This is a genomic window from Streptomyces sp. NPDC039736 (assembly GCF_055596485.1).
This window is the reverse complement of record NZ_JBVIUQ010000007.1, coordinates 25,910-46,932: the sequence shown is the minus strand read 5'-3', so window position 1 is coordinate 46,932 and position 21,023 is coordinate 25,910. Positions and strand designations below refer to the sequence as shown.

The window sequence follows — 21,023 nt, the reverse complement described above, 5'->3', positions numbered from 1 at the left end:
CTTAATCGTTTCCGTTCCGGTCGGCGGGACGGGAGGATACGGGGGACCTCACCAGGAGAAATCCCATGTCTGCCACCCTTCTTCGTCTCGACCGTCTCATGCAGCCCGGCGACCTCGTCAAGGCCGTCGAGATCGGCCACGTCACGCGCCGGACCCACCCGGAACTGCCGCTGTCGATCTACGCGTACACCCGTTCCTGCCAGTACCAACAGGCCTGGACGGACGTCACCTCGCGCTGCCGCGGTCTGGTCGTCGACGACGCGACGGGCGAGGTGGCCGCGCTGCCGCTGCCGAAGTTCTTCAACGCGGCCGAGCACGCGCTGGGCCGCCCGTACGCCCCGGCGCTCCCCGACGAGCCCTTCGAGGTGTACGACAAGGTCGACGGCAGCCTCGGCATCGTCTTCCACCACTCGGGGCGCTGGCACGTCGCGTCCAAGGGCTCCTTCACGAGTGAGCAGGCCGCCTGGGCGGGCCGCCGGCTCGCGGGCCGGGACACGAGCGGGCTCGTCCCGGGCACGACGTACCTCGCGGAGATCCTCTACCCCGAGAACCGCATCGTCGTGAACTACGGCGACCGGCGCGACCTCGTCCTGCTGGCCGCGTACGGCCCGGACGGCACCGAGGTCCCCCTCGCCGAGGCCGCCGCCGGCTGGGCGCCGATCGGTTCGGTGGTACGGGTGTGGCCCGCGATGCCGCTGGCCGACCTCATGGAGCTCACCGCGTCCAGCACGCTGCCCGGTGGCGGCGCCGCCACCGGCACCGACGCCGAGGGCTTCGTGATCCGTTTCGCCTCCGGCCTGCGCGCCAAGGTCAAGATCGCGGAGTACGTCCGGCTGCACAAGGTGCTCACGGGGGTCACCGAGCGGGACGTCTGGCGGGGTCACGGCATCCAGCGCTTCCGGGACGCCGGCCGGTCGCCGAAGCAGGTCGCCCAGGCGGTCGGCTGCACGGTCGCGGAGGCCGCCACGGGGACCCCGCTGGAGGACCTGCTGGAGCAGGTGCCGGACGAGTTCGACGCCTGGGTGCGCGGGGTGACCGCGGCCCTCGAGGAGGCCCTCGCCGACCGGGAGCGGGCCATCGACGCCGCGTATGCGACGATCGCTCACCTCGGCGACGACCGGGCGGCCTTCGCCCGCGCCGCCCAGGCGCTGCCGGACCGCGCGGTGCGGGCCGCGATGTTCCAGCGGCTGGCGGGCCGACCGACCGACCTCGTGGTGTGGCGTGCGCTGAAGCCGGCGGCCGCCGACCCGTTCACGACCGATGAGGACAGCTGAACCATGCCCGACACCCCCCTTCCCGAGCCCGGGGCCGAGGCCGCGACGGCGGCCGAGGACGTGAGCGAGGACCGGGCCGGCGCCCCCGCGCGCCTGCCCGTCGTCCACGTGATGACCGGCCTTCCCGCCTCCGGCAAGACCACCGCCGCCCGCGCCCTCCAGGCCGAGTCAGACGGCGGCATGCGGCGCGTCAACCTCGACGACCTGCGCGCCATGCTGGACCTGCCGTCGAAGCGGGAGCGCGACGAGTCCCCGGAGGGCCGGGCCCGCTCCTGGGCCCGTGAACAGACCGTGCTCGCCGTCCAGGACGAGGCGGTCCGCGCGGCCGTGCACGGCGGCTTCGACGTGGTCGTCGACAACACGCACCTCACCTCGCACATCCCCAAGCGGCTGAAGGCGGCGGTGGCGGGGCGGGCTACCTTCGTGGTGCACGACTTCACCGGCGTACCGGTGGAGGAGTGCGTACGGCGGGACGCCGCGCGGGCGAACCCGGTCGGCGAGGAGATCATCCGCATTCTCGCCGACAAGCACGCCAAGGCCGCCAGGGGCGGCTGGCGGCTCACCGACGCCTGGTTCAACGACCAGGTGGAGGTGGCCCCCTACGTTCCGGACCCGGCCCTGCCCTCCGCCGTGATGTGCGACATCGACGGCACGCTCGCGCTGACCGGCGACCGTGGCCCGTACGACTTCACGCGCTGCGGGCTCGACGTCCTGAACCCCTCCGTGCGGGACGCGCTGCTGGCCTTCCGGCAGACGTACGGCGACACGCTCGTCCTGCTGTCGGGGCGGAGCGAGGAGTTCCGGGAGCAGACCGAGGAGTGGCTGAAGCGCCACCAGGTGCCGTACGACGAGCTGTGGATGCGGCCCGCCAAGGACCAGAGGCGCGACGACCTGGTCAAGGCCGAGCTGTTCGACGCACATGTGCGGGAGCGGTTCGCGGTGCGGGTGTCGCTGGACGACCGGGACCGGGTGGTCGAGCTGTGGCGGCGGATGGGCCTGCCGACCTGGCAGGTGAACTACGGCGCGTTCTGAGCGGGAACGGCGGCGGCCGGGAGGCCCCGTCCGCCGCCCGGGGCGGGGCGGCCGTCGGTCAGGCGCCCCAGCCGCCGCCCACCGCCCGGCTCGACAGGTACGCGTCGCGCAGCGCCTTGCGCAGGCCCGGGACCATGCTCTCGTCGTAGTACGCGGCCAGGGCCGTCAGGGTGTCGCGGTGTTCGCGGCGGTCCTTGGCGGTGAACACGCTCGGCACCTCGACCTCGGCCGCGAAGACCGCCGTCGTCAGCTCGTCCGCCGGCACGGCGGCCGGACCGGTGTTCCGCAACACCGCGTCACGGACGCCCCGTTGCAGGTCCAGCACCTGCCTCGGATCCTTGACGTGGACGCGGTCGAAGGGGAGCACGCCCAGCTTCTTCTGGCGCTCGACGGTGATCACGCCCGCCGCGGCGAGCTGCTCGCGGACGGGCTTCGCGGCCGTCGCCGCCTTGTGGTGCACGAACGGGAGCCAGCTCTTCGGGCTGTCCGCGGGCAGGTCGTGCCAGACCTCGGCGAGGAAGGCGTCCCCCGTCGGGCCGGTGCCGCGCCGGCGGACCTTCTCGCCCTCGACGCTCAGGTGCTCGGCGAGGGCCAGTTCGTGGAGGGCGGCGGCGCGCAGCAGTTGGCCGCGGCCCTGGACGTTGACGAGCTCGACCGTGCCCTCGTCGACGGTGTGACAGAGCAGACAGAGCCGCTGCGGCAGGGACAGTTGCATCTTCCGGCCTCCGGGAGTGAGGAGTTGCGAAGCGGTGGCCGGCGGCGGCGCTGCCTGCGCCGTGAACCGCTGGCCCGAAGGCCGCCGGCCCGTGGAGTCTTCCTCATACAGCCGTCGCCGAACGACGAACCCGGCCGGGAACACGCCGGTGAGCTCCGGGCGCGGCCGGTCTCAGCCCAGCGCCCGCCTGATCAGGTCGGTGAGACGGGACTCGGTCGCGGGGGTCAGGGCGGTCACCGCGTACGTGGTGGGCCACAGGGTGTCCTCGTCCAGGGCGGCCTGGTCGCTGAAGCCGATCGTGGCGTAGCGGGCCTTGAACTTGGCCGCGCTCTGGAAGAAGCAGACCATCCTGCCGTCCCGGCAGTACGCCGGCATGCCGTACCAGAGCCTGGCCTTCAGTTCCGGGGCGGTCCTCCGCAGGAGCTGGTGGAAGCCCTCGGCCAGGACGCGGTCGGTGCCGTCGAGTTCGGCGATCCTCGCGAGGACGTCCTGCTCCGCCTGCGCCTCCTTGTCCGCCTGCGACTGGCGGCGCGCGGCCGCCTTCAGCTCGCGGGCGTGGTCCTTCATCGCGGCCCGCTCCTCTTCGCTGAACCCGTGGAAAGACGTGGCAGAACTGGTCATGGTCACTCCCTGGTGTCAGTGGCCCGGCGGGCCGTTCGCTGTGGTCACAGCCTCCCTCGGGACGGCCCCCGCGCGCCTCCGTGGTGAGCACGGAACGCACCACGGAATGCGTCTGGGACGGAGCGGGACCCGGCTTCTCGGCATCGTTCCGGCATCCTCGCCGAAAAAAACTTCTTCACCGGTGCCCCGGACCGCACAACCCTCGCCGCGCCCCGCACGTCTCCCGGGTGTGGCGGTACGGGTGGAGCGAGGCGGGGGGCAGGCTCGAATGGTGTGGACGACGGGTGCGCAGGTGGACGTGCCGGCGCGGTACGCGGCGGTCTTCGAACCCGGCGACCCGGCCCGGACGGGCCGGCTGGGGCCGGTCACGGTCAGCCCGGGCCGCATCGCCGCGCAGGCGTACGACGGCGACGCGGCCTTCGACACGGTGGTCACCTTCGCGGAGCTGGACGAGGACGAGTGGGACCGGCTGTGGGAGGGCGTGGCCGAACGCCCCTCCGTGCTGGAGGGCGTGCTCGGCGGCGACCTGCCCCCCGGCCTGCTGGAGGCCGCCGAGGACGCCCGCGTACGGCTACGGGGACCTCGAAGGAGCCTGCGGCTGCGAGGAGTTCGAGGACCCGTGCTCCCACGCGGCGGCGCTCTGCCACCAGGTGTCCTGGCTCCTGGACGAGGACCCGTCGCTGCTCCTGCTGATCCGGGGGCGGGACCTGCGCCGGGCGCGGGAGGAGCTGACGTCCGTCGTGCTGATGCAGGCGATGGCCGGGGCGGTGGACGGCCCCGAGGAGCCCGGGGAGGACGCCGTACGGCAACCGCTTCCGGACGGCACTCCCGCCCGGGAGGCGTACGCCGCGCCCCCGGCGCCCCTCCCGCCGCTCCCCCGCCCCGCCGCCCGCCGGACCGGGCCGCCGCCGGGGGCCGGGGCCGACCCGCTCGCCCCGCTCGTCGCCGACGCGGCCGCCCGGGCGCGCGAACTCCTCGCCCATCTGCACGGGTTCCGTCCCTCGGCGCCGCTCGCGCTGGACGCGGTACGGGACGCGGTACGGATCGCCGCCACGCACCCCGACCCCCGGGCCGCCGCGCGCCTGCGGGAGGCGTCCGGCGCGCCGGAACGGTTCGACCGGGCGGTCCGGGCCTGGCGGTTCGGCGGCCCCGCCGGGCTCGACGTCCTGGAGACCTCCTGGACACCGCCGCGACAGGACCTCGCGCGGGCCCGCACCACCCTCGCCGCGGACTGGGCGCAGGACGAACTGCCCGCACTGGAGGTGACCGACAACCGGGTGACGCTCGGCGGCCGGGGCCTCCAGCTCCGGTACGGGCGCGACGGCCGCTGGTACCCCTACCGGCAGGAGGGCGGGACGTGGTGGCCGAGCGCCGCCCCCACCCGGACCCGGCCGACGCCCTGGCCGCCCTCCTGGAGGACTGAACCCAGCCGACGGACGGGGGCGGCGCGCCCGCACCCCTTTCCCCGAGGAGTACCCGTGCGCACCCTGTACGTCGTCACCCATCCCGAAGCCACCCACCACGTCGAGGGGCTCGTCGGCGGCTGGTACGACTCGCACCTGACTCCCGCGGGGCTCCGCGCCGCCGGGGCCGTCGCCCGTGAGCTGCGGTCCCGGGTCCCGGCGGACGCCGAAGTCGAGCTGTACTCCTCGGACCTGCACCGCACCCGTGAGACGGCGGAGGCGATCGCCGCACTGTTTCACGTGAAACCTCGTCTGGACCCCCGCCTGCGGGAGAAGTCCTACGGGGCGGCGGGCGGCCGGCCGCAGGAGTGGCTGGACCGGCGCTTCGTCCCGCCGCCGCCCGTCGGCGAACGGATGGACCACGACGAGGGCGTGCCGGGTGCCGAGACCAAGCTCGTCTGGGCCCGCCGCCTGTACGCGGCCACGGACGCGGTCCTGGCGAGCCCGTGCGCGCACCAGATCGTCGTGACGCACGGCGGTTCGCTGACCTTCGTGGTCGCGTCCTGGCTCAGGATCCCGCTCGCGTCGGCGGGTTACGCCGTCTTCCGCGCCCCGGCCGGGAGCATCACCACGCTCCACGAGGACGACTACTTCCACAACCGTCAGCTTGCCGCCCTCGGCGACACCGCTCATCCGGCCGGGCCGGACGACGCGGCCGACGGCCCGGGCCGCACCCGGGTGTGATCCCGGCGGGCCCACGGGGGTGTCGTATCCTGGGCACGTTCCTGTGCCGAGGCTTCGGTGGCAGTGACCGGACTTCCTGTTCCTTCGCGTCGATCCCGGGGTGACGTCTTATCCATCAGGCCATGTAGTCGTCCGTGTTCCCCGCGTGCTGTGGTGTCGCACGCGTCCGGGGGCGGACGTCGCGCCGGTCTGAGTCGCGTCACCCACCTCCGCAGTTCTCTTTCCCGGGTGCAGCTCTGCCGGCTGCCCCGGGCTTCGGTGTCCTCCGGCCCGGTGCGGCTGTCGGCGGCGCTCCCCGATTCCTTCGGATCAGGAGTTTTCCCGTCGTGTCCTCCTCCGCGCTCGGCAACGAGCCGCAGCACACCCCTCGGGCCCCCGCCCGCCCGGCGCCTCACCGGCCGAAGACGGCCCTGGCGGCCTGGATCGCGCTCCTGGTGCTGCTGACCGCCGAGCTGATGAACATGCTCGACCAGTCGGTCGTCCTGACCGCCCTGCCCGCCATCCAGGAGTCGACCGGTGCCGGGCCGGTCGCGGTGCAGTGGCTGACCACCGCCTACACCCTGCCCGTCGCCGTCGGGCTGATCACCGGCGGACGGCTCGGTGACATCCACGGCCGCCGCAGGATGCTGCTCATCGGCACCGTCGTGTTCACCGCCGCCTCCCTGCTGTGCGGTCTGGCCACCGGTCCGGGCGTGCTGATCGGCGCCCGGCTGCTCCAGGGCGTCGGAGTGGCCGTGATGATCCCGCAGGTCCTGGCGACCCTGCACGTCACCTTCGAGGGCCATCGCCGCAGCAAGGCGTTCGGCCTGTACGGGGCCGTCCTCGCCATCGCCAACGTCCTGGGCCCGGTCCTGGGCGGCGTGCTCACCGAGGCCGACCTGTTCGGGCTGTCCTGGCGGCCGGTCTTCCTGGTCAACGTGCCCGTCGGGCTGGCCGTACTCCTCCTCGGACGCGCCTTCGTCCCCGAATCGACCCTCCGTGGGGCCGACCGGCTCGACCTGGCCGGCATGCTGCTGTCCGGCCTGGCCGTCGTCCTGATCCTGGTCCCGCTCACCGAGGGCCACGCCCGTCGATGGCCGCTGTGGTGCTTCGCCGTGCTCGCCGCCGGCGTCCTCGTCCTCGGTGTCTTCCTGCGCCACCAGAAGCGCAAGCAGGACGACGCCCCGCTGGTGCCCCTGTCCCTCCTGCGGGTCAGGCAGTTCTCCGGAGGCATGGCCGTGGACCTGCTGCACGGCCTGCTGTGCGGCCTGTTCTTCCTGACCTGGACGCTGTACCTGCAGAACGGACTGGGCCTGAGCCCGCTCGAGGCGGCTGTGGCCTTCGTGCTGCTCTCCGTGGGAGAACTGGGCGGCGCGACGGTCGCGGCGAAGACAGCCGGGCGGTTCGCCCGCCGTCTGCCGCAGACCGGGGCCCTGATCGCGACCGCTGCGACGATCGCGTACGCCCTCCAGATCGGCAGCCACCAAGCCGGCCTGACCCTGTCGGCGATGACCGCTCCGGTGGTGCTGATCGGCTTCGGCCTGGGCATGGTCTCCGGCCCGCTCGCCGATCTGTCGCTGGCCAGGGTCCCGCACGAGGACGCCGGTTCGGCCTCGGGCCTGTTCAACACCGCCATCCACCTGGGCATCGCGCTGGGCACCGCGCTGACCGCCGTGGTGTTCTTCGGCGTCACCGGCGGCTCTCCCGACGGCGCGGTCAACCGCGACGCGTTCGTCACCGTGCTGTGGTGGGCCGGCGGCCTCCTGGCCCTGATGTGGGCGCTGATGTTCTGCCTGCCCCGACAGGCCGACAACCCGGCCGACTGAGCCCCGCCCGGTTCGCGGTCGGCGTCGAGGAGGAAGAACCGCTCCGGGTGCGTGGGCGCCGGCCGTGATCGGTCGCAACGGCACTTTCCGTACCGCGGCCGCTCCCGTCCGGTACCGAACACCCGCGGGAGAAAAGGGTCTTGGGAGACAACCCGAGCGGGAAACGGAACATCTCCTTGCCAGACCGACGCGCTGTCCGGTCCGGGGATGCACAAGACGTCGGCGGGCGCGACGGACGGGGACGACCGGATGCGGTCGGCGTGGTTCGTCGGTCACGCCCAGGACGCGACGACGGCGGTGACCATGTTCCGCACCCGGCCGGAAACGCCGCAGCTCCTGGGAATGCAGGGCGTGGGCGGCTCCGGCTCGAACCGCGGGAACGTCTTTCCGCAGCGCATCTGGACGGAGTTCGCCACCGGCCGGGAGAACCCGGGCGGCCCCGGGCGCGCCGCGGGCACGGGGTGACGCGGGCCCCCGCCGCACCGCAGCAGGTGCCCGCAGGGGGTGGGGTGCGCCGCACGCCACGGGGGGGGGGCCGTCCGGCAGGCGGCGGGGAGTCGCCCCGGCCGCCGCCCCGCCGCCCCCTGCCGGGCTACCGTGCTCCCATGCGACCCACGACGGCCTGGCAGGCCATGGCACAGCGCCCCACGGGTTTCCTGGTGTCGGCGTGGCCCTGGCGGTCCCTGGCCTACCTGGTGGGGGGCGTGCTGTTCGGGGCGGCCGTCACCGCGGTCTTCGCGGTGGTGCTCGCGGCCGGGGCCGTGCTGCTGCTGGTGCTGGTCGGCGTCGTGGTCCTCGCCGGACTCGTCCTGGCCGCCACCTCGGTGGCCTCGGTGGAGCGCCGGCGGCTCCGCCTGGTGGACCTCGACCCCGTGCCCGACCCGCACCGCGGCCCTCGGGCGCCGGGCCCGAGGGCCTGGGTCAGGCACCGGCTCACCGAGCACGTGACCTGGCGGGAGCTGGCGTTCACGCTGGTCTCGGCCACTGCCCTGTGGTGGCTCGACCTGCTGGTGCTGGGGTTCTGCTTCGGCCTGCCCGCCGTGTTCTTCGAGGCGACGGGCCCGCAGACCTGGCCCTGGACGGTCTTCGGCGTCCTCGTCCTGCTGGCCTCCCCGTACACGGTGACCTCGTGGGCGGGTGCGCGCGGGGCCATGACCCGGACGTTCCTGGCCCCCCGCGACCTGGAACTCCAGGAGGAACTGCGGGAGGTCCGCGCCTCGCAGGCACGTTTCCTGGACTCCTTCGACGCCGAGCGGACACGTATCGAACGCGATCTGCACGACGGCGCGCAGCAGCACCTGGTCTCCCTCGGGATGACCCTCGGCATGCTGCGCCTGGACACCCCCGACGGCTCCCCGCAGTCCGAGCTGCTCACCCAGGCCGAGCAGCAACTCGCCACCGCGCACCGCGAGTTGCGGTCGCTCATCCGGGGACTCAACCCGCCCGTCCTCGCCGACCACGGTCTCGTCGCCGCCGTCGAGGACTACGCGGGCCGCTTCCCGATACCCGTCGCCGTCGACCTGACGCTTCCTCAACGGCTCCCGAGGAAGCTGGAGTCGACGCTGTACTACGTGATCAACGAGGCGCTGACCAACATCGCCAGGCACAGCGGCGCCGGGTCCGCCGCCGTCCGGGGCCGTTACCATGCCGACGTGTTGATCCTCGACATCACCGACGACGGCCACGGCGGCGTCGACCCCGGGGCGGGCTCCGGCGTCACCGGGCTCGCCGACCGGGTCGCGGCGCTCCAGGGCCGGATGCGGGTGTCGAGCCCGGTCGGCGGTCCCACCCTGCTGCACGTGGAGGTCCCTTGTCGCTTCGCCTGATCGTGGCGGATGACGCCGTCCTGCTGCGCGAGGGCCTGGTCGGGCTGTTGCGGCGGGTCGGGCACGAGGTGGTGGCGTCGGTCGGCGACGCGGACGCCCTGCAGGCGGCCGTGCGTGCCGAGCGCCCCGACCTGGTGGTCACGGACGTGCGCATGCCGCCGACCCTGACGGACGACGGCCTGCGGGCGGCGGTGCGGCTGCGCGAGGAGCTGCCCGGGCTGCCCGTGCTCGTACTGAGTCAGTACGTGGAACGGTCGTACGCGCTGGGCCTGTTGGACTCCGGAGGGGGCGCGGCCGTCGGCTACCTGCTCAAGGAGCGGGTCGGCGCGGTCGCCGACTTCATGGGCGCCGTCGACCGGATCGCCGCCGGCGGCACGGTCGTGGACCCCGAGGTGATCCAGCAGCTCGTACGCCTGCGGCAGGACCCCCTGGAACGGCTCAGCCCCCGCGAGCGCGAGGTGCTCGGCCTGATCGCGGAGGGCCACTCCAACTCCACCGTCGCCGCCCGGCTGTGCGTCAGCGACGCGGCGGTGAACAAGCACATCGGCAACATCTTCAGCAAGCTGGACCTCCCGACGAACACCGAGGGCCACCGCCGGGTCCTCGCGGTCCTGGCCTTTCTCCGGTCCTGACGCGGCGACCCGCCAGGCGTGCCCCGGCGGCGGCGCCCACGGGCGGGCGCGGCCGTGGGGCCGTCTCACGCCTCGCGGGCGGCCCGGAGCCGTCCGAGCTGTTCCACGCCCAGCCGCCGCCCGTCGGGGAACCGGTCGTGCCGGTCCCAGCGCCAGGCGGTGACCATCGCCGCCACCAGGGTCCGGCACCGCCGCAGCAGCGCGGCGTCGGCGCCCGGGTAGTGCGCGCCGGTCTCCTCGTCGGCGTGGGCGAGGTCGAATTCGACGGGTCCGCGGCAGTACGTCTCCAGGTCGATGAACACCGCCCCGTCCTTCGTGCTCAGCACGTTCCCCGGGTGCGGCTCCCCGTGCAGCAGTTGGCCGGCCCCGCCCAGGCCCCGGCTCGCGCCGCGCAGGGTGCGGGCGAGGAACCTCCGGTCGTCGTCGGTCAGTTCGGGGCTGAGCTCGCGGTCCTCCACGATCCGCAGGGCCTCCGCGGCCCGCTCCGTGACGTGCGGCGCCGGGAGGTCGACGGCCCGCATCCCGGCGTGCAGTCGTACGAGCGCGTCCGCGTACCGGGCCGGGGAGAGCACCCCCACGGGCCGGTAGTACGTCCACAGGGTGACGACGAAGCCGTCCCTCCCGTACGCCCGGGGCGCCGCCCTCGGATCGAGCGCGGCCACCGGGGCCCCGGCCGCCGCGAGCCGCCGGGCGAGGTCGACCTCGTGCTCCGCGACCTGGTCGTCCACGGGGGCCACCCGGGCCAGCACGTCACACGGCAGCAGCCGCAGCGCCAGCTTGTTCGAGTCGTGGAGTACGGTCACGTCCTCGGCGTCCAGCCCCAGCGAGGCGGCGGTCTCCACGGCCGCGCGCACCGCCCGTGCTCCCTGGGCACCCCGCATGGTGTCTCCTTCGCTCCGCCGGTCGGCCCGCACACCGTAACGCTCACCGGGGGGCGGCCGCCCACTCCTTTTGTTCCTCCCGCCCCTGGCTGCCGTCGTCCCCGTCGGCCCTGCCGGCCGTACGCTGCCGGGCCCTTCCGCCCCGCTCCGGCCCCGGGCGCAGCGGCCACCACAGGGCCCGGCCGAGGAGGGCCGCCAGCGCGGGCACCACGACCAGCGCCAGGACGAGCGCCGAGAGCAGGATGCCCAGTGTCATCGCGAACGCGATCTGCGCGCTGCCCGGCGTGGCGGCGAGCGTCGCGAAGGAGCCCGCCAGGACCAGCCCGGCCGTGGCGACGGCCGGCGTGGTGTGCCGCAGCGCCCGGGCGACGGCGGCCCGTGCCCCGCCGGGCCGCCGCATCTCCTCCCGTATCCGGTCGGCGACGAGGATGTTGTAGTCGGTGCCCAGCGCCACGACGAACAGGAACAGCACCAGCGGCAGGGTGAAGTCGACGCCCGTTCCGCCGAGCACGTGCTGGAAGAGCAGGGCGGCCGCGCCCAGCGTGGCGGCGAAGCCGAGGCCGACCGCGAGCATCAGGACCACGGGGGCGAGCAGGCTGCGCAGAAGGAGCAGCAGGATCAGGGTGATCAGGGCCGCGGCGACCGGGAAGACGATGCGCAGGTCGTGGTCGACGGCGGTGGCGATGTCCGCGAAGACCGCCGCCGTGCCGCCGATGTGGGCCCTGGTCCCCTCGGGCGTGTGCCGGGCCACGGTGTCGCGCAGCGGGCCGGAGACCAGGTCGCGGGCCTTCTCGCTCTGCGGATCGGCGGTCGGGTGGAGGTCGATGCGGGCGGTGCCGCGGTCCTGGCTGAGGACGACGGGGGCGGTCTTGCCGATGCCTTCGACCCCGGCGAGCGCGCGGACCAGGCCGTCGAGCCGGGCGGGGGCCAGGGCGCCGCCGTCGTCGGCGGTGACGTACACGCTGGTCGGGTCGGACACCCCGGCGGGCAGGACGCGGGAGATCTCGGCGGCGGTGGCCGCGGCGGCGGTCCGCGAGCCGGACGCGTCCCTTCCGTACTCCATGCGGATGCCGGTCAGTCCGGCGGCGAGTGCGGCGAGCAGCGCCAGGGAGGCGGCCAGCATCAGCAGCGGCCGCCGGGTGACGAGTTCCCCGAAGCGGGCGGCCCGGCCCGCGGCGGGCGTGCGGTCCAGGGTCCTGGACGGCCAGAACATGGCGCGTCCCGCGGCGGCGAGCAGGGCGGGCATCAGGGTGAGGCTGCCGAGCAGCATCACCAGGACCGCGACGGCGATGGCGGGGCCCATGGAGCGGAACTGGCCGAAGGTCGCGAGCCCGAGCGTGGCGAACGCGGCGACGATCGTCAGCGCCGCCGAGGTGATCGCGGTGCCCACCCGGCCGGAGACCTGCGCGGCCGCTTCGCGGACCGGCTGGGCGGGCTTCTCCCGGAGCTGTTCGCGGAACCGGAAGAGCAGGAACAGCAGGTAGTCGATGCCGATGCCGAGCAGCACCACGTTGATCAGCCCGGGGGTGCCCGCGTCGAGTCGGCGTCCGGTGAGCAGCGCGGCACCGGCGACGGCGCCCGCCGCCACCGCGCCGATCAGGGCGACCGCGATCAGCGGCAGCACGGCCGCGAGGACGCTGCGGAAGGCCAGCACGTTGAGCAGGATGATCAGGACCGTGACGAGGACGCCGCCGACGGTCGTGGCGACCTCGTGGTCGTCGGTGGTGTCGACGAGTTCGGGGAGGCCGCCGGTGAAGCCGGTGCGCAGGCCCGCCGCTGCGAAGTGGGCCCGGGCGTCGTCGCGGAAGGCGCGGTAGACGCCCTGCACTCCCGTGTCGGAGGGGCTGCCGGTCAGCCGCACGCTCAGCAGGGCGAAGCTCCGGTCGGGCGCGGTCGCCGCGGGGGTGACGGCGGGCGTCTGGGAGCGGTCGGGCAGGAGGAACCTCGGCATGTCGTCCTCGACGGGCATGACCACCCGCCGCCCGCTCAGGGCCCTGGCCCCCGCCGCGATGTGCTTGCGGTCGGCGGCGGCGAGGGGTCCGCCGTCGGCGCGGGCGACGAGGACCGTCAGGGCGGTGGCGTCGGGGTCGTCCCCGAACTTCTCCTCCGCGAGGTGCTGGGCGGCCGCCGAGTCGTAGCCGCGGGGCAGGAAGTCAGCGGTGCGGTGCTGGGTGACGCGGGACATCAGGGTGGGGATCAGGGCGCTGAGCACGATGCCGAGTACGGCCCACAGGGCGATGACCTTCCAGGGGTTGCGGGTGGCGTACCCGGTCAGGGTGCGGATCACGGGGTCCTCCGGCGGACGGATCGGTGCGGATGGTCGGAAGGGGCCGGCGCTGGGGTCGCCCGGCCTGTCTCCAGACCATCAGCCGCGGCGGGCGGGGGCGTCGTGACGCCGGACGATCCGGTGCCGGGACCGGGGTCCTGCCCCGGCCCCGGACCAGGACCCTGCTCCTACTCCCGGCCCCGCTCCTGGTCAGGGCCCCGGGGCTGGCCCGCGCGGCACTGTGCGACCCTGTGCCGGGGAGCCGCGAGGCCGGACGCAAGGGGGCGGGCATGCCGAGGTACCGACACGGGGGCCCGGCCGTGCCGCCCATTGCGCCGGAGGACGAGGACGCCGATCGGCCCTGGACGCGCAACGACGCCCTGGTGACCGGCGGCGCCTGCGTCATGAACCTGCTCAGTTACGTGTTCTTCGACGGCTCCGGCACCGCCCACAGCGTGCACGCGGCGGGCTTCCTGCTGCTCGCGCTCGGGGCGCTGCCGCTGCTGGTGCGGCGGCGGCAGCCGGTCGCGGCCTTCGCCGCCGTGCTCGGCCTCGACGCGGTGGCGACCGTGACCGTGCCGCTGCCGCAGCACGTCGGGGCGGTCCTGGTGGTCGCCCTCTACACGGTCGGCCGGGCCCGTCCCGGGTGGGTGACCGGGTGCGCGGCGGCCGCGACCGCGGCGGTGACGCTGGGGAGCCAGAGCGGCGGGCGGCTTCCGCCGTGGCAGGACGCCGTGTACCCGCTCCTGACCACGCTGCTCGTCGTCGGCACGGCGCTCGTGGTGAACCGCCGGCAGCGGGAGGTCGCGGCCCATCGCAGGCTCCTCGCCGACCGCGCCGTGGCCGAGGAACGCCGCCGCATCGCACGGGAGTTGCACGACATCGTCGCCCACCACCTCACCACCATGCAGCTCATGGCGGGCGGGGCCCGCGCCAACCTCGCCCGGCCCGAGGTGGCCCGTGACGCCCTGGTCACACTGGAGTCCTCGGGGCGGCTCGCGCTGCGCGAGATGCGTCAACTCCTGGACGTCCTGCGGGCGGACGACGAACCGGACGGCGAACCGGGCGGCGGGCCGGGCGGCGGGCCGGGCGGCGCGCCTGCGGTGCCGCAGCCGGGCGTCGACGACATCGGGCACCTGGTCGACGAGGCCCGCGCGGCCGGACTGCCGACGGACCTCACCGTCGAAGGGCTGCCTCTCGCGCTGTCGCCGACGGCCGGGCTGACGCTGTTCCGGATCGTGCAGGAGGCGCTCACCAACACCCGCAAGCACGCCGGGACCGCACGCGCCGACGTGCGGCTGACGTATCGGCGGGACGCGGTCGTCGTGGAGGTGCGGGACGACGGCGCGGGCACGGCCGTGCGGAGCGGGAGCCCCGGTTACGGGCTCGTCGGGATGCGGGAGCGCGTCGCGCTGCACGGCGGCAGCCTGACGGCCGGCCCGCGCGGCGGCGGGGGGTTCGGCGTGCGCGCCGAACTGCCGGTGGCCGAGGCCGCCCTGGAAGCGCCGCGGGCGGCAGACCCGGACCCGGCAGACCCGGACCCGGCAGGTCCGGTCCCCACAGGCACGGACCCGGTGGCCCCGGTCCCGGCGGGCAGGGAGTCGCGCGGATGACCGGCACGGCCCGACCCATCACCGTCCTCATCGCCGACGACCAGCCGCTGGTCCGGCGCGGGCTGTCGCTGATCCTCGCCCCCGACCCCGGCTTCGAGGTGGTCGGCGAGGCCGAGGACGGCGCACGGGCCGTCGCGCTCGCCGGGCGCCTGCGCCCGGACGTGGTGGTGATGGACATCCGGATGCCCGTACTGGACGGCGTCGCCGCCACGCGACGGCTCGCGGCCGAGCAGCCCGGCTGCCGGGTGCTGGCCCTCAGCACCTTCGACATGGACGAGTACGTGGTGGGCGCGCTGCGCGCCGGGGCCTACGGGTTCCTGCCCAAGGACAGCTCCCCGGAAGACCTGGCCGCGGCGATCCGCACCGTGCACACGGGCGAGGCGGTGGTCGCCCCGCGCCTGCTCACCCGGCTGATCTCGACGTACGTCCGCGGACCGGGCGGCACGCCGCCGTCGGCCCCGGGGGCGGGGCACGACACGCTCACGCCCCGCGAGGTGGAGGTGTGGCGGCTGATGGCCACCGGCCTGGACAACACGGACATCTCCCGGGCCCTCGGCCTCAGCCCCTCCACGGTCAAGAACCACATCACCAGCATCTTCGACAAGCTGGCCGTACGGGACCGGGCCCAGGCGGTCGTCGCGGCCTACGAATCGGGGCTGGTCGCCCCCGGCGGAGGCGGATGACCCGGCATCCGGGGGCGGGAGCGGGCCCCCCGGGCGCGGCGGTCGTCCCGTGCGGCCGACCGCCGCGGCCGTCTCACGAGGCCAGCACCTCCAGCGCCTCGTCCACCGTCGGCCGGAACGTGAACACCTGGTCCAGGCCGACGATGCCGAAGACGTGCGCCAGGTCGGCCCGCAGACCGGTGAGCAGCAGACGCGACCCCGTCGCCTCGGCCTGGTGGTGGGCGGTGATGAGCACCGTGATGCCCGTGGAGTCGCAGTAGTCGAGCTGCGCGAGGTCGATCACCACGGGTGCTCCGGGCCCGAACGGCGTGTGCCTCAGTGTGTCGGTGAACTCGCTCGCGGTGTGGTGGTCCAGCTCTCCGGCCACGGTGAGCACGGTGGCACCGGAGGCGTGGGGGGTTCGGGTGACGGTCAGGACGGGGATCTTCACCTGTTCTCCTGGTCGGGCACGTAGGTGGCGGCGGGGCGGGCAGGGCGCTCGGCGCGGTCGTCGTTCACTCCCGTACCCGGATCGGCGCACAACGTGCAGGCGTGGCTGCGCACTCTCGGCCGACGAGTCCGGGAACAGCACTGTCCGGCCTGGTCACCGCCACCTCCCCGCCACTCTCCGGCCCTTGTCCGCAGTATCCTCACATCTTCCGGCAGCGGGTGCGGATTTCTCCTACTGTGGAGAGATCGAACTCCGTGGGGCGGCCGATTCCGCCGCGCATTTCGGAGCAATCGCCCCTTTGTCGGACGTAACACGTACGAGCGAAGCACGCCTGTGGTACCGCGCGCCCCGGGGCCCACGGACGGGAAAGAGGAGTGTCCGGTGACGTATGCCGAAGGTCACGATGCCGAAGGCAGCGACGCCGGGGGCCCCGGTGCCGGGAGCCGAGGCGTACCGGAGCCCGACGTGTTCGCGGCCGACGACGAGGTCGGGCGCGACCTCGCCGCCGTGGACTGGGCGGCGACGGCCGTCGGTCCGCCCGGCACCTGGCCGCAGAGCCTGCGCACGGCCGTCAGCATCCTGCTGTCGTCGCGGTTCTCGATGTGGATGGCCTGGGGCCCCGAGCTGACGTTCTTCTGCAACGCCGCCTACCGCCGGGACACCCTGGGCGGCAAGTACCCCTGGGCGCTCGGCCGTCCCGCCGGCGAGGTGTGGGCGGAGATCTGGGACGACATCGGGCCCCGGATCGACACCGTGACGGCCACCGGGCAGGCCACCTGGGACGAGGCGCTGCTGCTGTTCCTGGAGCGCTCGGGCTATCCGGAGGAGACGTACCACACGTTCTCCTACAGCCCGCTGCGCGATGACGAGGGCGATGTCGTCGGCATGCTGTGCGTGGTCAGCGAGGAGACCGAACGGGTCATCGGCGAACGGCAGATGGCCACCCTGCGCGACCTCGGCTCCGACCCGAGCGTGGCCCGCACCGAGCAGGAGATGCTGGCCTTCGTCGGCGGGCAGCTCGGCCGGAATCTGCTCGACCTGCCGTTCACGCTGACGTACCTGTTCGCGGAGGACGGCTCGGCGCGCCTGGCCGGGACGACCGGCATCGCGGCCGGTCATCCGGCCGCCCCACCCGTCCTGGCGGCCGACGACCCGCACCCGGTGTGGCCGGTGCGGGCGCTCGCCCGGGGGGAGTCGACGCCGGTGGCGCTGGACGGCGGGCCGTTCGCGGACCTGCCGGGCGGGGGCTGGCCGCAGCCGCCCCAACAAGCGCTGGTGGCACCCCTGTTGCAGCAGGGAGGCACACCGTACGGATTCCTGGTGGCGGCGCTGAACCGGTTCCGGCCGCTGGACGCGGGCTACCGGGCGTTCGTCGAACTGGTCGCCGGGCACGTCGCGGCGGGCGTCGCGGGAGCGCGCAGCTACCAGGCGCAGCAGCGGCGGGCCGAGGAACTGGCCGAGCTGGACCGGGCCAAGACCACCTTCTTCTCCAACATCAGCCACGAGTTCCGCACCCCGCTCACCCTGATCATGGGGCCGGTGGAGGAACTGCGCGGCCGGCTCGCGCAGGCCGGGCCGCAGGTGCGCGAGGAACTGGAGGCCGTGCACCGCAACGGACTGCGCCTGAGCAAGCTCGTCAACACCCTCCTGGACTTCTCCCGCATAGAGGCCGGACGCATGCAGGCCCGCTACGCGCCGGCCGACCTGGCGTCCGTGACGGCGGAACTGGCGAGCCTGTTCCGCTCGGCGGTGGAACGGGCGGGGCTCCGCTTCGAGGTCGACTGCCCGCCGCTGCGGGAGCCGGTGCACCTCGACCGGGACCTGTGGGAGAAGGTGGTCCTCAACCTGCTGAGCAACGCGCTGAAGTTCACCTTCGAGGGGTCCATCGCGGTGCGCGTGCGCGCGGAGTCCGGCCACGCGGTGGTCACGGTCACCGACACGGGCATCGGCGTCCCGGCCGCCGAGATGCCGAAGCTGTTCGAGCGCTTCCACCGCATCGAGAACGCCCGGGCCCGGTCCAACGAGGGCAGCGGCATCGGGCTCGCCCTGGTCAGGGAGCTGGTGGCACTGCACGGCGGCACGATCACCGCCGAGAGCACCGAGGGCGAGGGCACCTGTTTCACGCTGCGGGTGCCGTTCGGCAGCGCCCACCTGCCGGCCGAGGCCCTCGCGGCGCCTGCCGGGGCCCTCGGGCCCGCGGCGGACGCGGTCTCCGGGGAGCCGTCCGCCGCGGCCGACCCGTACCTCCAGGAGGCGCAGCGCTGGCTGCCGGCGGACGACGACGTGCAGGACCCGTCGGCCTCCCCGGCCGCCCGCACCGCGGCGTCCCCCTCCGCGGCCCCGGCCGCCTCCGCCGGCGGCCCCGCGCCGGCCCGGGTGCTGGTCGCCGACGACAACGCCGACATGCGCGACTACCTGACGCGCCTGCTGCGCGGGGCCGGTTACCGGGTGAGCGCCGTGGGCGACGGGGCGCAGGCCCTGCGGTCCGTCACCGAGACCCCGCCCGACCTGGTGGTCAGCGATGTGATGATGCCCCGCCTGGACGGGCTCTCCCTGGTCAAGGCGCTGCGCGGCGATCCTCGTACGGCCGCGGTGCCCGTGCTCCTGCTGTCCGCGCGGGCGGGCCAGGAGGCGTCCATCGAGGGCCTGGAGGCGGGGGCCGACGACTACCTCGTCAAGCCGTTCGCGGCGGCCGAACTCCTCGCGCGGGTACGGGCGAACGTGGAGCTGGCCCGGATGCGCACCCACCACGCCCGCTGGCGCACGGCGCTCGTGGACTCGCTCCAGGAGGCGTTCTTCGTCTGTGACGCGGACGGCGCCGTCATCGAGATCAACACGGCCTTCACCGACATCCTCGGCTTCGGCCCGCAGGGCCTGCCGTACGAGTCCGCCCACCCGTGGTGGCCGGACCCCGAGACGGAGCCCGACGCGCACCGCGCGGTCGCCGAGGCGTTCGCCGCCCTGCCCGGGCAGCAGCACAAGGGCGGCCGCACCCTCCCCGTCCGCCACCGGGACGGGCACCGGCTGTGGGTCAACGCGACCCTCAACCGGGCGCGGGACCCCGAGTCCGGCAGGAGCGTCACGGTCGGCACGTTCCGCGACGTCACCGCCGAGCACTACGCCGTCCAGCGCGAGAGCGCCCTCGGCGCCCTGAGCACGAGCCTGTCGCAGGCCGCTAACCTGCCGGACGCTCTCGCGGGCGCGCTGGAGGAACTGCGCGGGCTGTGGCGGGCCGAGGCCGTGCTGGCCGCGCTCTTCACGGGCGGCGACGAACCCGCCCTGACCGCCGCCGGGCAGGCCACCGCCTGGGAGCGGCTGCCGGCCGAACAGCGCCGGGCCCTCACCGGCCTGCGGGACCACCCCCTGCTGTCGCCCGTCGCCGACCGCGCCGGGGCCGGCATCCTGCTGGAGCACCCGCAGGGCCCGCTGGCCCTGTGGATCGACCTGGGCGGTCGGCGCCTGTTCACCGGCGAGGACCGGCTGCTGCTCTCCCTGCTCGCCGGACGCCTGGCCCAGGGCCTGACCCGCGCCCACCAGATCGACCAGCAGCGCGAGACGGCCATCGAGCTGCAACGGGCCATCCTCGGCCCCTCGCAGCTCCCGGACGGTTTCGCCGTGCGGTACGAACCGGCCACCCAGCCCCTGGAGGTCGGCGGCGACTGGTACGACACGGTCGCGCTGCCCGACGGGCGCATCGGCATCGTGGTCGGCGACTGCGTGGGACGCGGCCTCCAGGCGGCCGCCGTGATGGGCCAGCTCCGCAGTGCCTGCCGGGCGTTGCTGCTCCAGGACGCCCAGCCCTCCCGTGCGCTCATGGCCCTGGACCACTTCGCCGCCACCGTCCCGGGCGCCCTGTGCACGACGGTCTTCTGCGGTGTGCTCGACCCGGGCACCGGCCGGCTCACCTACTCCAGCGCCGGGCACCCGCCGGGCATCCTGGCCCGCCCGGACGGCGGCACCCAGCTCCTCGACGCGGGCCGCTCCACGCCGCTCGCGGTGCGCCCGGGGCATCCGCGCCCCGAGGCGGACTGCACGATGCCCGCCCGGGCCACCCTGCTGCTCTACACCGACGGGCTGGTCGAGCGCCGCCGCCGCCCGCTGATGGACGGCATCCACCGGGCGGGCGCGGCCGTCCAGGAGGGCCGGGACACCTCCCTCGACGACCTCGCCTCGCTGGTCATGTCACGTCTCGCCCCGGCCGGGGGGTATGACGACGACGTGGCCGTGCTGCTCTACCGCCACCCCGCCCCGCTGGACGTGGCCTTCCCCGCCGAGTCCGGCCAACTGGCCCCGGTGCGCAAGGCGTTGCGCAGTTGGCTGAGCGCCTGCGAGGTGCCTCCGCGGATGCTCCAGGGCGTCCTGGTCGCCGCCGGGGAGGCCTGCGCGAACGCCGTCGAGCACGGGCACCGGCACGCCCCCGGCGACATGGTCAGGCTCCGCGCCGAGGCGCGGGCCGACACGCTGCACCTGAGCGTCGCGGACTCGGGCCGCTGGCGGACGCCCCGCCCGGAGACGAACGCCCACCGGGGGCGCGGGGTGACGCTGATGCGCGCCATGATGCAGCAGGTCACCATCACGCCCGGCCCGTCCGGCACCACCGTCGACATGCACGCGAGGATTCCCCGATGACGACACCGCTCACGCTCACCCCCGGCCGACGCCCGGACGGCACCGCCCTCCTGACGGCCGTGGGCGAGGTGGACATGAGCAACAGCGCCGTCCTCGCCGCCGCCCTGGAGGACTCGGCGCGGCGGCCCCTCGTCCTGGACCTGACGGCCGTCGAGTACCTGGACAGCGCGGGGCTGAGCGTGCTGTTCGCGCACGCCGACCACGTCACGCTGGTCGCGGCGCCGCTGCTGACGCCGGTGCTGACCATCTCGGGACTCACCGAGCTGACGACCGTCCACGACGCACCGCCGACCCGCCACGCCTGACGGCCGCGCGCCCGGCGGAGAGCGGCGAAGCGCGGACGGGGCACGCGCCCGCCGACGGGCCCGGTGCCCGCGCTCCCCGGGTTCCCGAGACGGGCCGGACCCCGTCGTCCTCCTTCGAGTGATCCCCGGCGGGCCCGCCCCGCCCCGCGCGCCCCGGGTGCTTG

Annotated in this window: 16 protein-coding genes; 11 read left to right on the top strand and 5 right to left on the bottom strand. The window is 74.6% G+C overall.

Translation table 11 applies throughout. The features are described from left to right. The first annotated feature begins 65 nt into the window (after window positions 1-65). Both ACZ56L_RS22210 and ACZ56L_RS22205 read left to right on the top strand, forming a co-directional pair. Window positions 66-1,274, top strand: a complete 1,209-nt coding sequence (locus ACZ56L_RS22210; RefSeq protein WP_471065787.1) for an RNA ligase — start codon at window positions 66-68, stop codon at window positions 1,272-1,274. A gap of 3 nt (window positions 1,275-1,277) precedes the next feature. After that, window positions 1,278-2,306 carry a phosphatase domain-containing protein gene (locus ACZ56L_RS22205; protein WP_471065785.1) on the top strand — a complete coding sequence of 343 codons (1,029 nt, stop codon included), beginning with the start codon at window positions 1,278-1,280 and terminating at the stop codon, window positions 2,304-2,306. A 58-nt stretch (window positions 2,307-2,364) separates the two neighbouring features. Here ACZ56L_RS22205 and ACZ56L_RS22200 read toward each other — a convergent pair whose 3' ends face one another. Then, complete coding sequence (locus ACZ56L_RS22200; RefSeq protein WP_471065783.1) at window positions 2,365-3,021, bottom strand: GOLPH3/VPS74 family protein; 657 nt, start codon at window positions 3,019-3,021, stop codon at window positions 2,365-2,367. 171 nt (window positions 3,022-3,192) lie between these two features. Next, entirely contained in the window at window positions 3,193-3,642 is a 450-nt protein-coding gene (locus ACZ56L_RS22195; protein WP_401759863.1) for an iron chaperone, read from the bottom strand. Window positions 3,643-4,292: 650 nt separating this feature from the next. Here ACZ56L_RS22195 and ACZ56L_RS22190 point away from each other — a divergent pair. From ACZ56L_RS22190 to ACZ56L_RS22170, 5 genes are all read left to right on the top strand, one after another. After that, window positions 4,293-5,789: a histidine phosphatase family protein gene (locus ACZ56L_RS22190; protein WP_471065782.1), complete on the top strand. Its 1,497-nt coding sequence runs from the start codon at window positions 4,293-4,295 to the stop codon at window positions 5,787-5,789. Between the two features lie 326 nt (window positions 5,790-6,115). Then, window positions 6,116-7,594 (top strand): MFS transporter, encoded by a 1,479-nt coding sequence (locus ACZ56L_RS22185; protein WP_471065781.1) that lies wholly within the window; start codon window positions 6,116-6,118, stop codon window positions 7,592-7,594. A gap of 207 nt (window positions 7,595-7,801) precedes the next feature. Beyond that, the gene (locus ACZ56L_RS22180) at window positions 7,802-8,059 is read left to right on the top strand and encodes a hypothetical protein (RefSeq protein WP_471065779.1); all 258 of its coding nucleotides are present in this window, start codon (window positions 7,802-7,804) and stop codon (window positions 8,057-8,059) included. Window positions 8,060-8,199: 140 nt separating this feature from the next. Further along, a complete protein-coding gene (locus ACZ56L_RS22175; protein ID WP_471065777.1) occupies window positions 8,200-9,420 on the top strand; it encodes a sensor histidine kinase in 1,221 nt (406 codons plus the stop codon). Then, the gene (locus ACZ56L_RS22170; RefSeq protein WP_345219471.1) at window positions 9,405-10,052 is read left to right on the top strand and encodes a response regulator transcription factor; all 648 of its coding nucleotides are present in this window, start codon (window positions 9,405-9,407) and stop codon (window positions 10,050-10,052) included. The genes ACZ56L_RS22175 and ACZ56L_RS22170 overlap by 16 nt, the downstream gene beginning before the upstream one ends. Before the next feature lie 65 nt (window positions 10,053-10,117). Here the strand turns inward: ACZ56L_RS22170 and ACZ56L_RS22165 are convergent, their stop codons facing one another. Together ACZ56L_RS22165 and ACZ56L_RS22160 are read right to left on the bottom strand one after the other, a co-directional pair. Next, window positions 10,118-10,933, bottom strand: a complete 816-nt coding sequence (locus ACZ56L_RS22165) for a phosphotransferase (RefSeq protein ID WP_471065775.1) — start codon at window positions 10,931-10,933, stop codon at window positions 10,118-10,120. 43 nt (window positions 10,934-10,976) lie between these two features. After that, window positions 10,977-13,220 carry an MMPL family transporter gene (locus tag ACZ56L_RS22160; RefSeq protein ID WP_471065773.1) on the bottom strand — a complete coding sequence of 748 codons (2,244 nt, stop codon included), beginning with the start codon at window positions 13,218-13,220 and terminating at the stop codon, window positions 10,977-10,979. A 269-nt stretch (window positions 13,221-13,489) separates the two neighbouring features. On the opposite strand from ACZ56L_RS22160, the gene ACZ56L_RS22155 reads away from it, so the two are divergent. Both ACZ56L_RS22155 and ACZ56L_RS22150 read left to right on the top strand, forming a co-directional pair. After that, entirely contained in the window at window positions 13,490-14,812 is a 1,323-nt protein-coding gene (locus ACZ56L_RS22155) for a sensor histidine kinase (RefSeq protein WP_471065771.1), read from the top strand. Then, window positions 14,809-15,495 carry a response regulator gene (locus ACZ56L_RS22150; RefSeq protein ID WP_468692433.1) on the top strand — a complete coding sequence of 229 codons (687 nt, stop codon included), beginning with the start codon at window positions 14,809-14,811 and terminating at the stop codon, window positions 15,493-15,495. The genes ACZ56L_RS22155 and ACZ56L_RS22150 overlap by 4 nt, the downstream gene beginning before the upstream one ends. Before the next feature lie 73 nt (window positions 15,496-15,568). Here the strand turns inward: ACZ56L_RS22150 and ACZ56L_RS22145 are convergent, their stop codons facing one another. Next, on the bottom strand, window positions 15,569-15,925 hold the full coding sequence (locus ACZ56L_RS22145) for an STAS domain-containing protein (RefSeq protein ID WP_345219466.1): 357 nt from the start codon (window positions 15,923-15,925) through the stop codon (window positions 15,569-15,571). Window positions 15,926-16,525: 600 nt separating this feature from the next. Between ACZ56L_RS22145 and ACZ56L_RS22140 the strand changes: the two genes are divergently transcribed. After that, complete coding sequence (locus tag ACZ56L_RS22140) at window positions 16,526-20,554, top strand: SpoIIE family protein phosphatase (RefSeq protein ID WP_471066270.1); 4,029 nt, start codon at window positions 16,526-16,528, stop codon at window positions 20,552-20,554. Then, complete coding sequence (locus ACZ56L_RS22135) at window positions 20,551-20,859, top strand: STAS domain-containing protein (protein WP_468692429.1); 309 nt, start codon at window positions 20,551-20,553, stop codon at window positions 20,857-20,859. The genes ACZ56L_RS22140 and ACZ56L_RS22135 overlap by 4 nt, the downstream gene beginning before the upstream one ends. Window positions 20,860-21,023 lie beyond the last annotated feature (164 nt).

Bases quoted from the DNA above. Each gene is read 5' to 3' on its own strand.
- ACZ56L_RS22195 (WP_401759863.1), bottom strand. From the start codon at position 3,642: ATGACCAGTTCTGCCACGTCTTTCCACGGGTTCAGCGAAGAGGAGCGG.
- ACZ56L_RS22150 (WP_468692433.1), top strand. From the start codon at position 14,809: ATGACCGGCACGGCCCGACCCATCACCGTCCTCATCGCCGACGACCAG.
- ACZ56L_RS22135 (WP_468692429.1), top strand. From the start codon at position 20,551: ATGACGACACCGCTCACGCTCACCCCCGGCCGACGCCCGGACGGCACC.
- ACZ56L_RS22180 (WP_471065779.1), top strand. From the start codon at position 7,802: ATGCACAAGACGTCGGCGGGCGCGACGGACGGGGACGACCGGATGCGG.
- ACZ56L_RS22165 (WP_471065775.1), bottom strand. From the start codon at position 10,933: ATGCGGGGTGCCCAGGGAGCACGGGCGGTGCGCGCGGCCGTGGAGACC.
- ACZ56L_RS22200 (WP_471065783.1), bottom strand. From the start codon at position 3,021: ATGCAACTGTCCCTGCCGCAGCGGCTCTGTCTGCTCTGTCACACCGTC.
- ACZ56L_RS22210 (WP_471065787.1), top strand. From the start codon at position 66: ATGTCTGCCACCCTTCTTCGTCTCGACCGTCTCATGCAGCCCGGCGAC.
- ACZ56L_RS22155 (WP_471065771.1), top strand. From the start codon at position 13,490: ATGCCGAGGTACCGACACGGGGGCCCGGCCGTGCCGCCCATTGCGCCG.
- ACZ56L_RS22205 (WP_471065785.1), top strand. From the start codon at position 1,278: ATGCCCGACACCCCCCTTCCCGAGCCCGGGGCCGAGGCCGCGACGGCG.
- ACZ56L_RS22175 (WP_471065777.1), top strand. From the start codon at position 8,200: ATGCGACCCACGACGGCCTGGCAGGCCATGGCACAGCGCCCCACGGGT.
- ACZ56L_RS22140 (WP_471066270.1), top strand. From the start codon at position 16,526: ATGTGGATGGCCTGGGGCCCCGAGCTGACGTTCTTCTGCAACGCCGCC.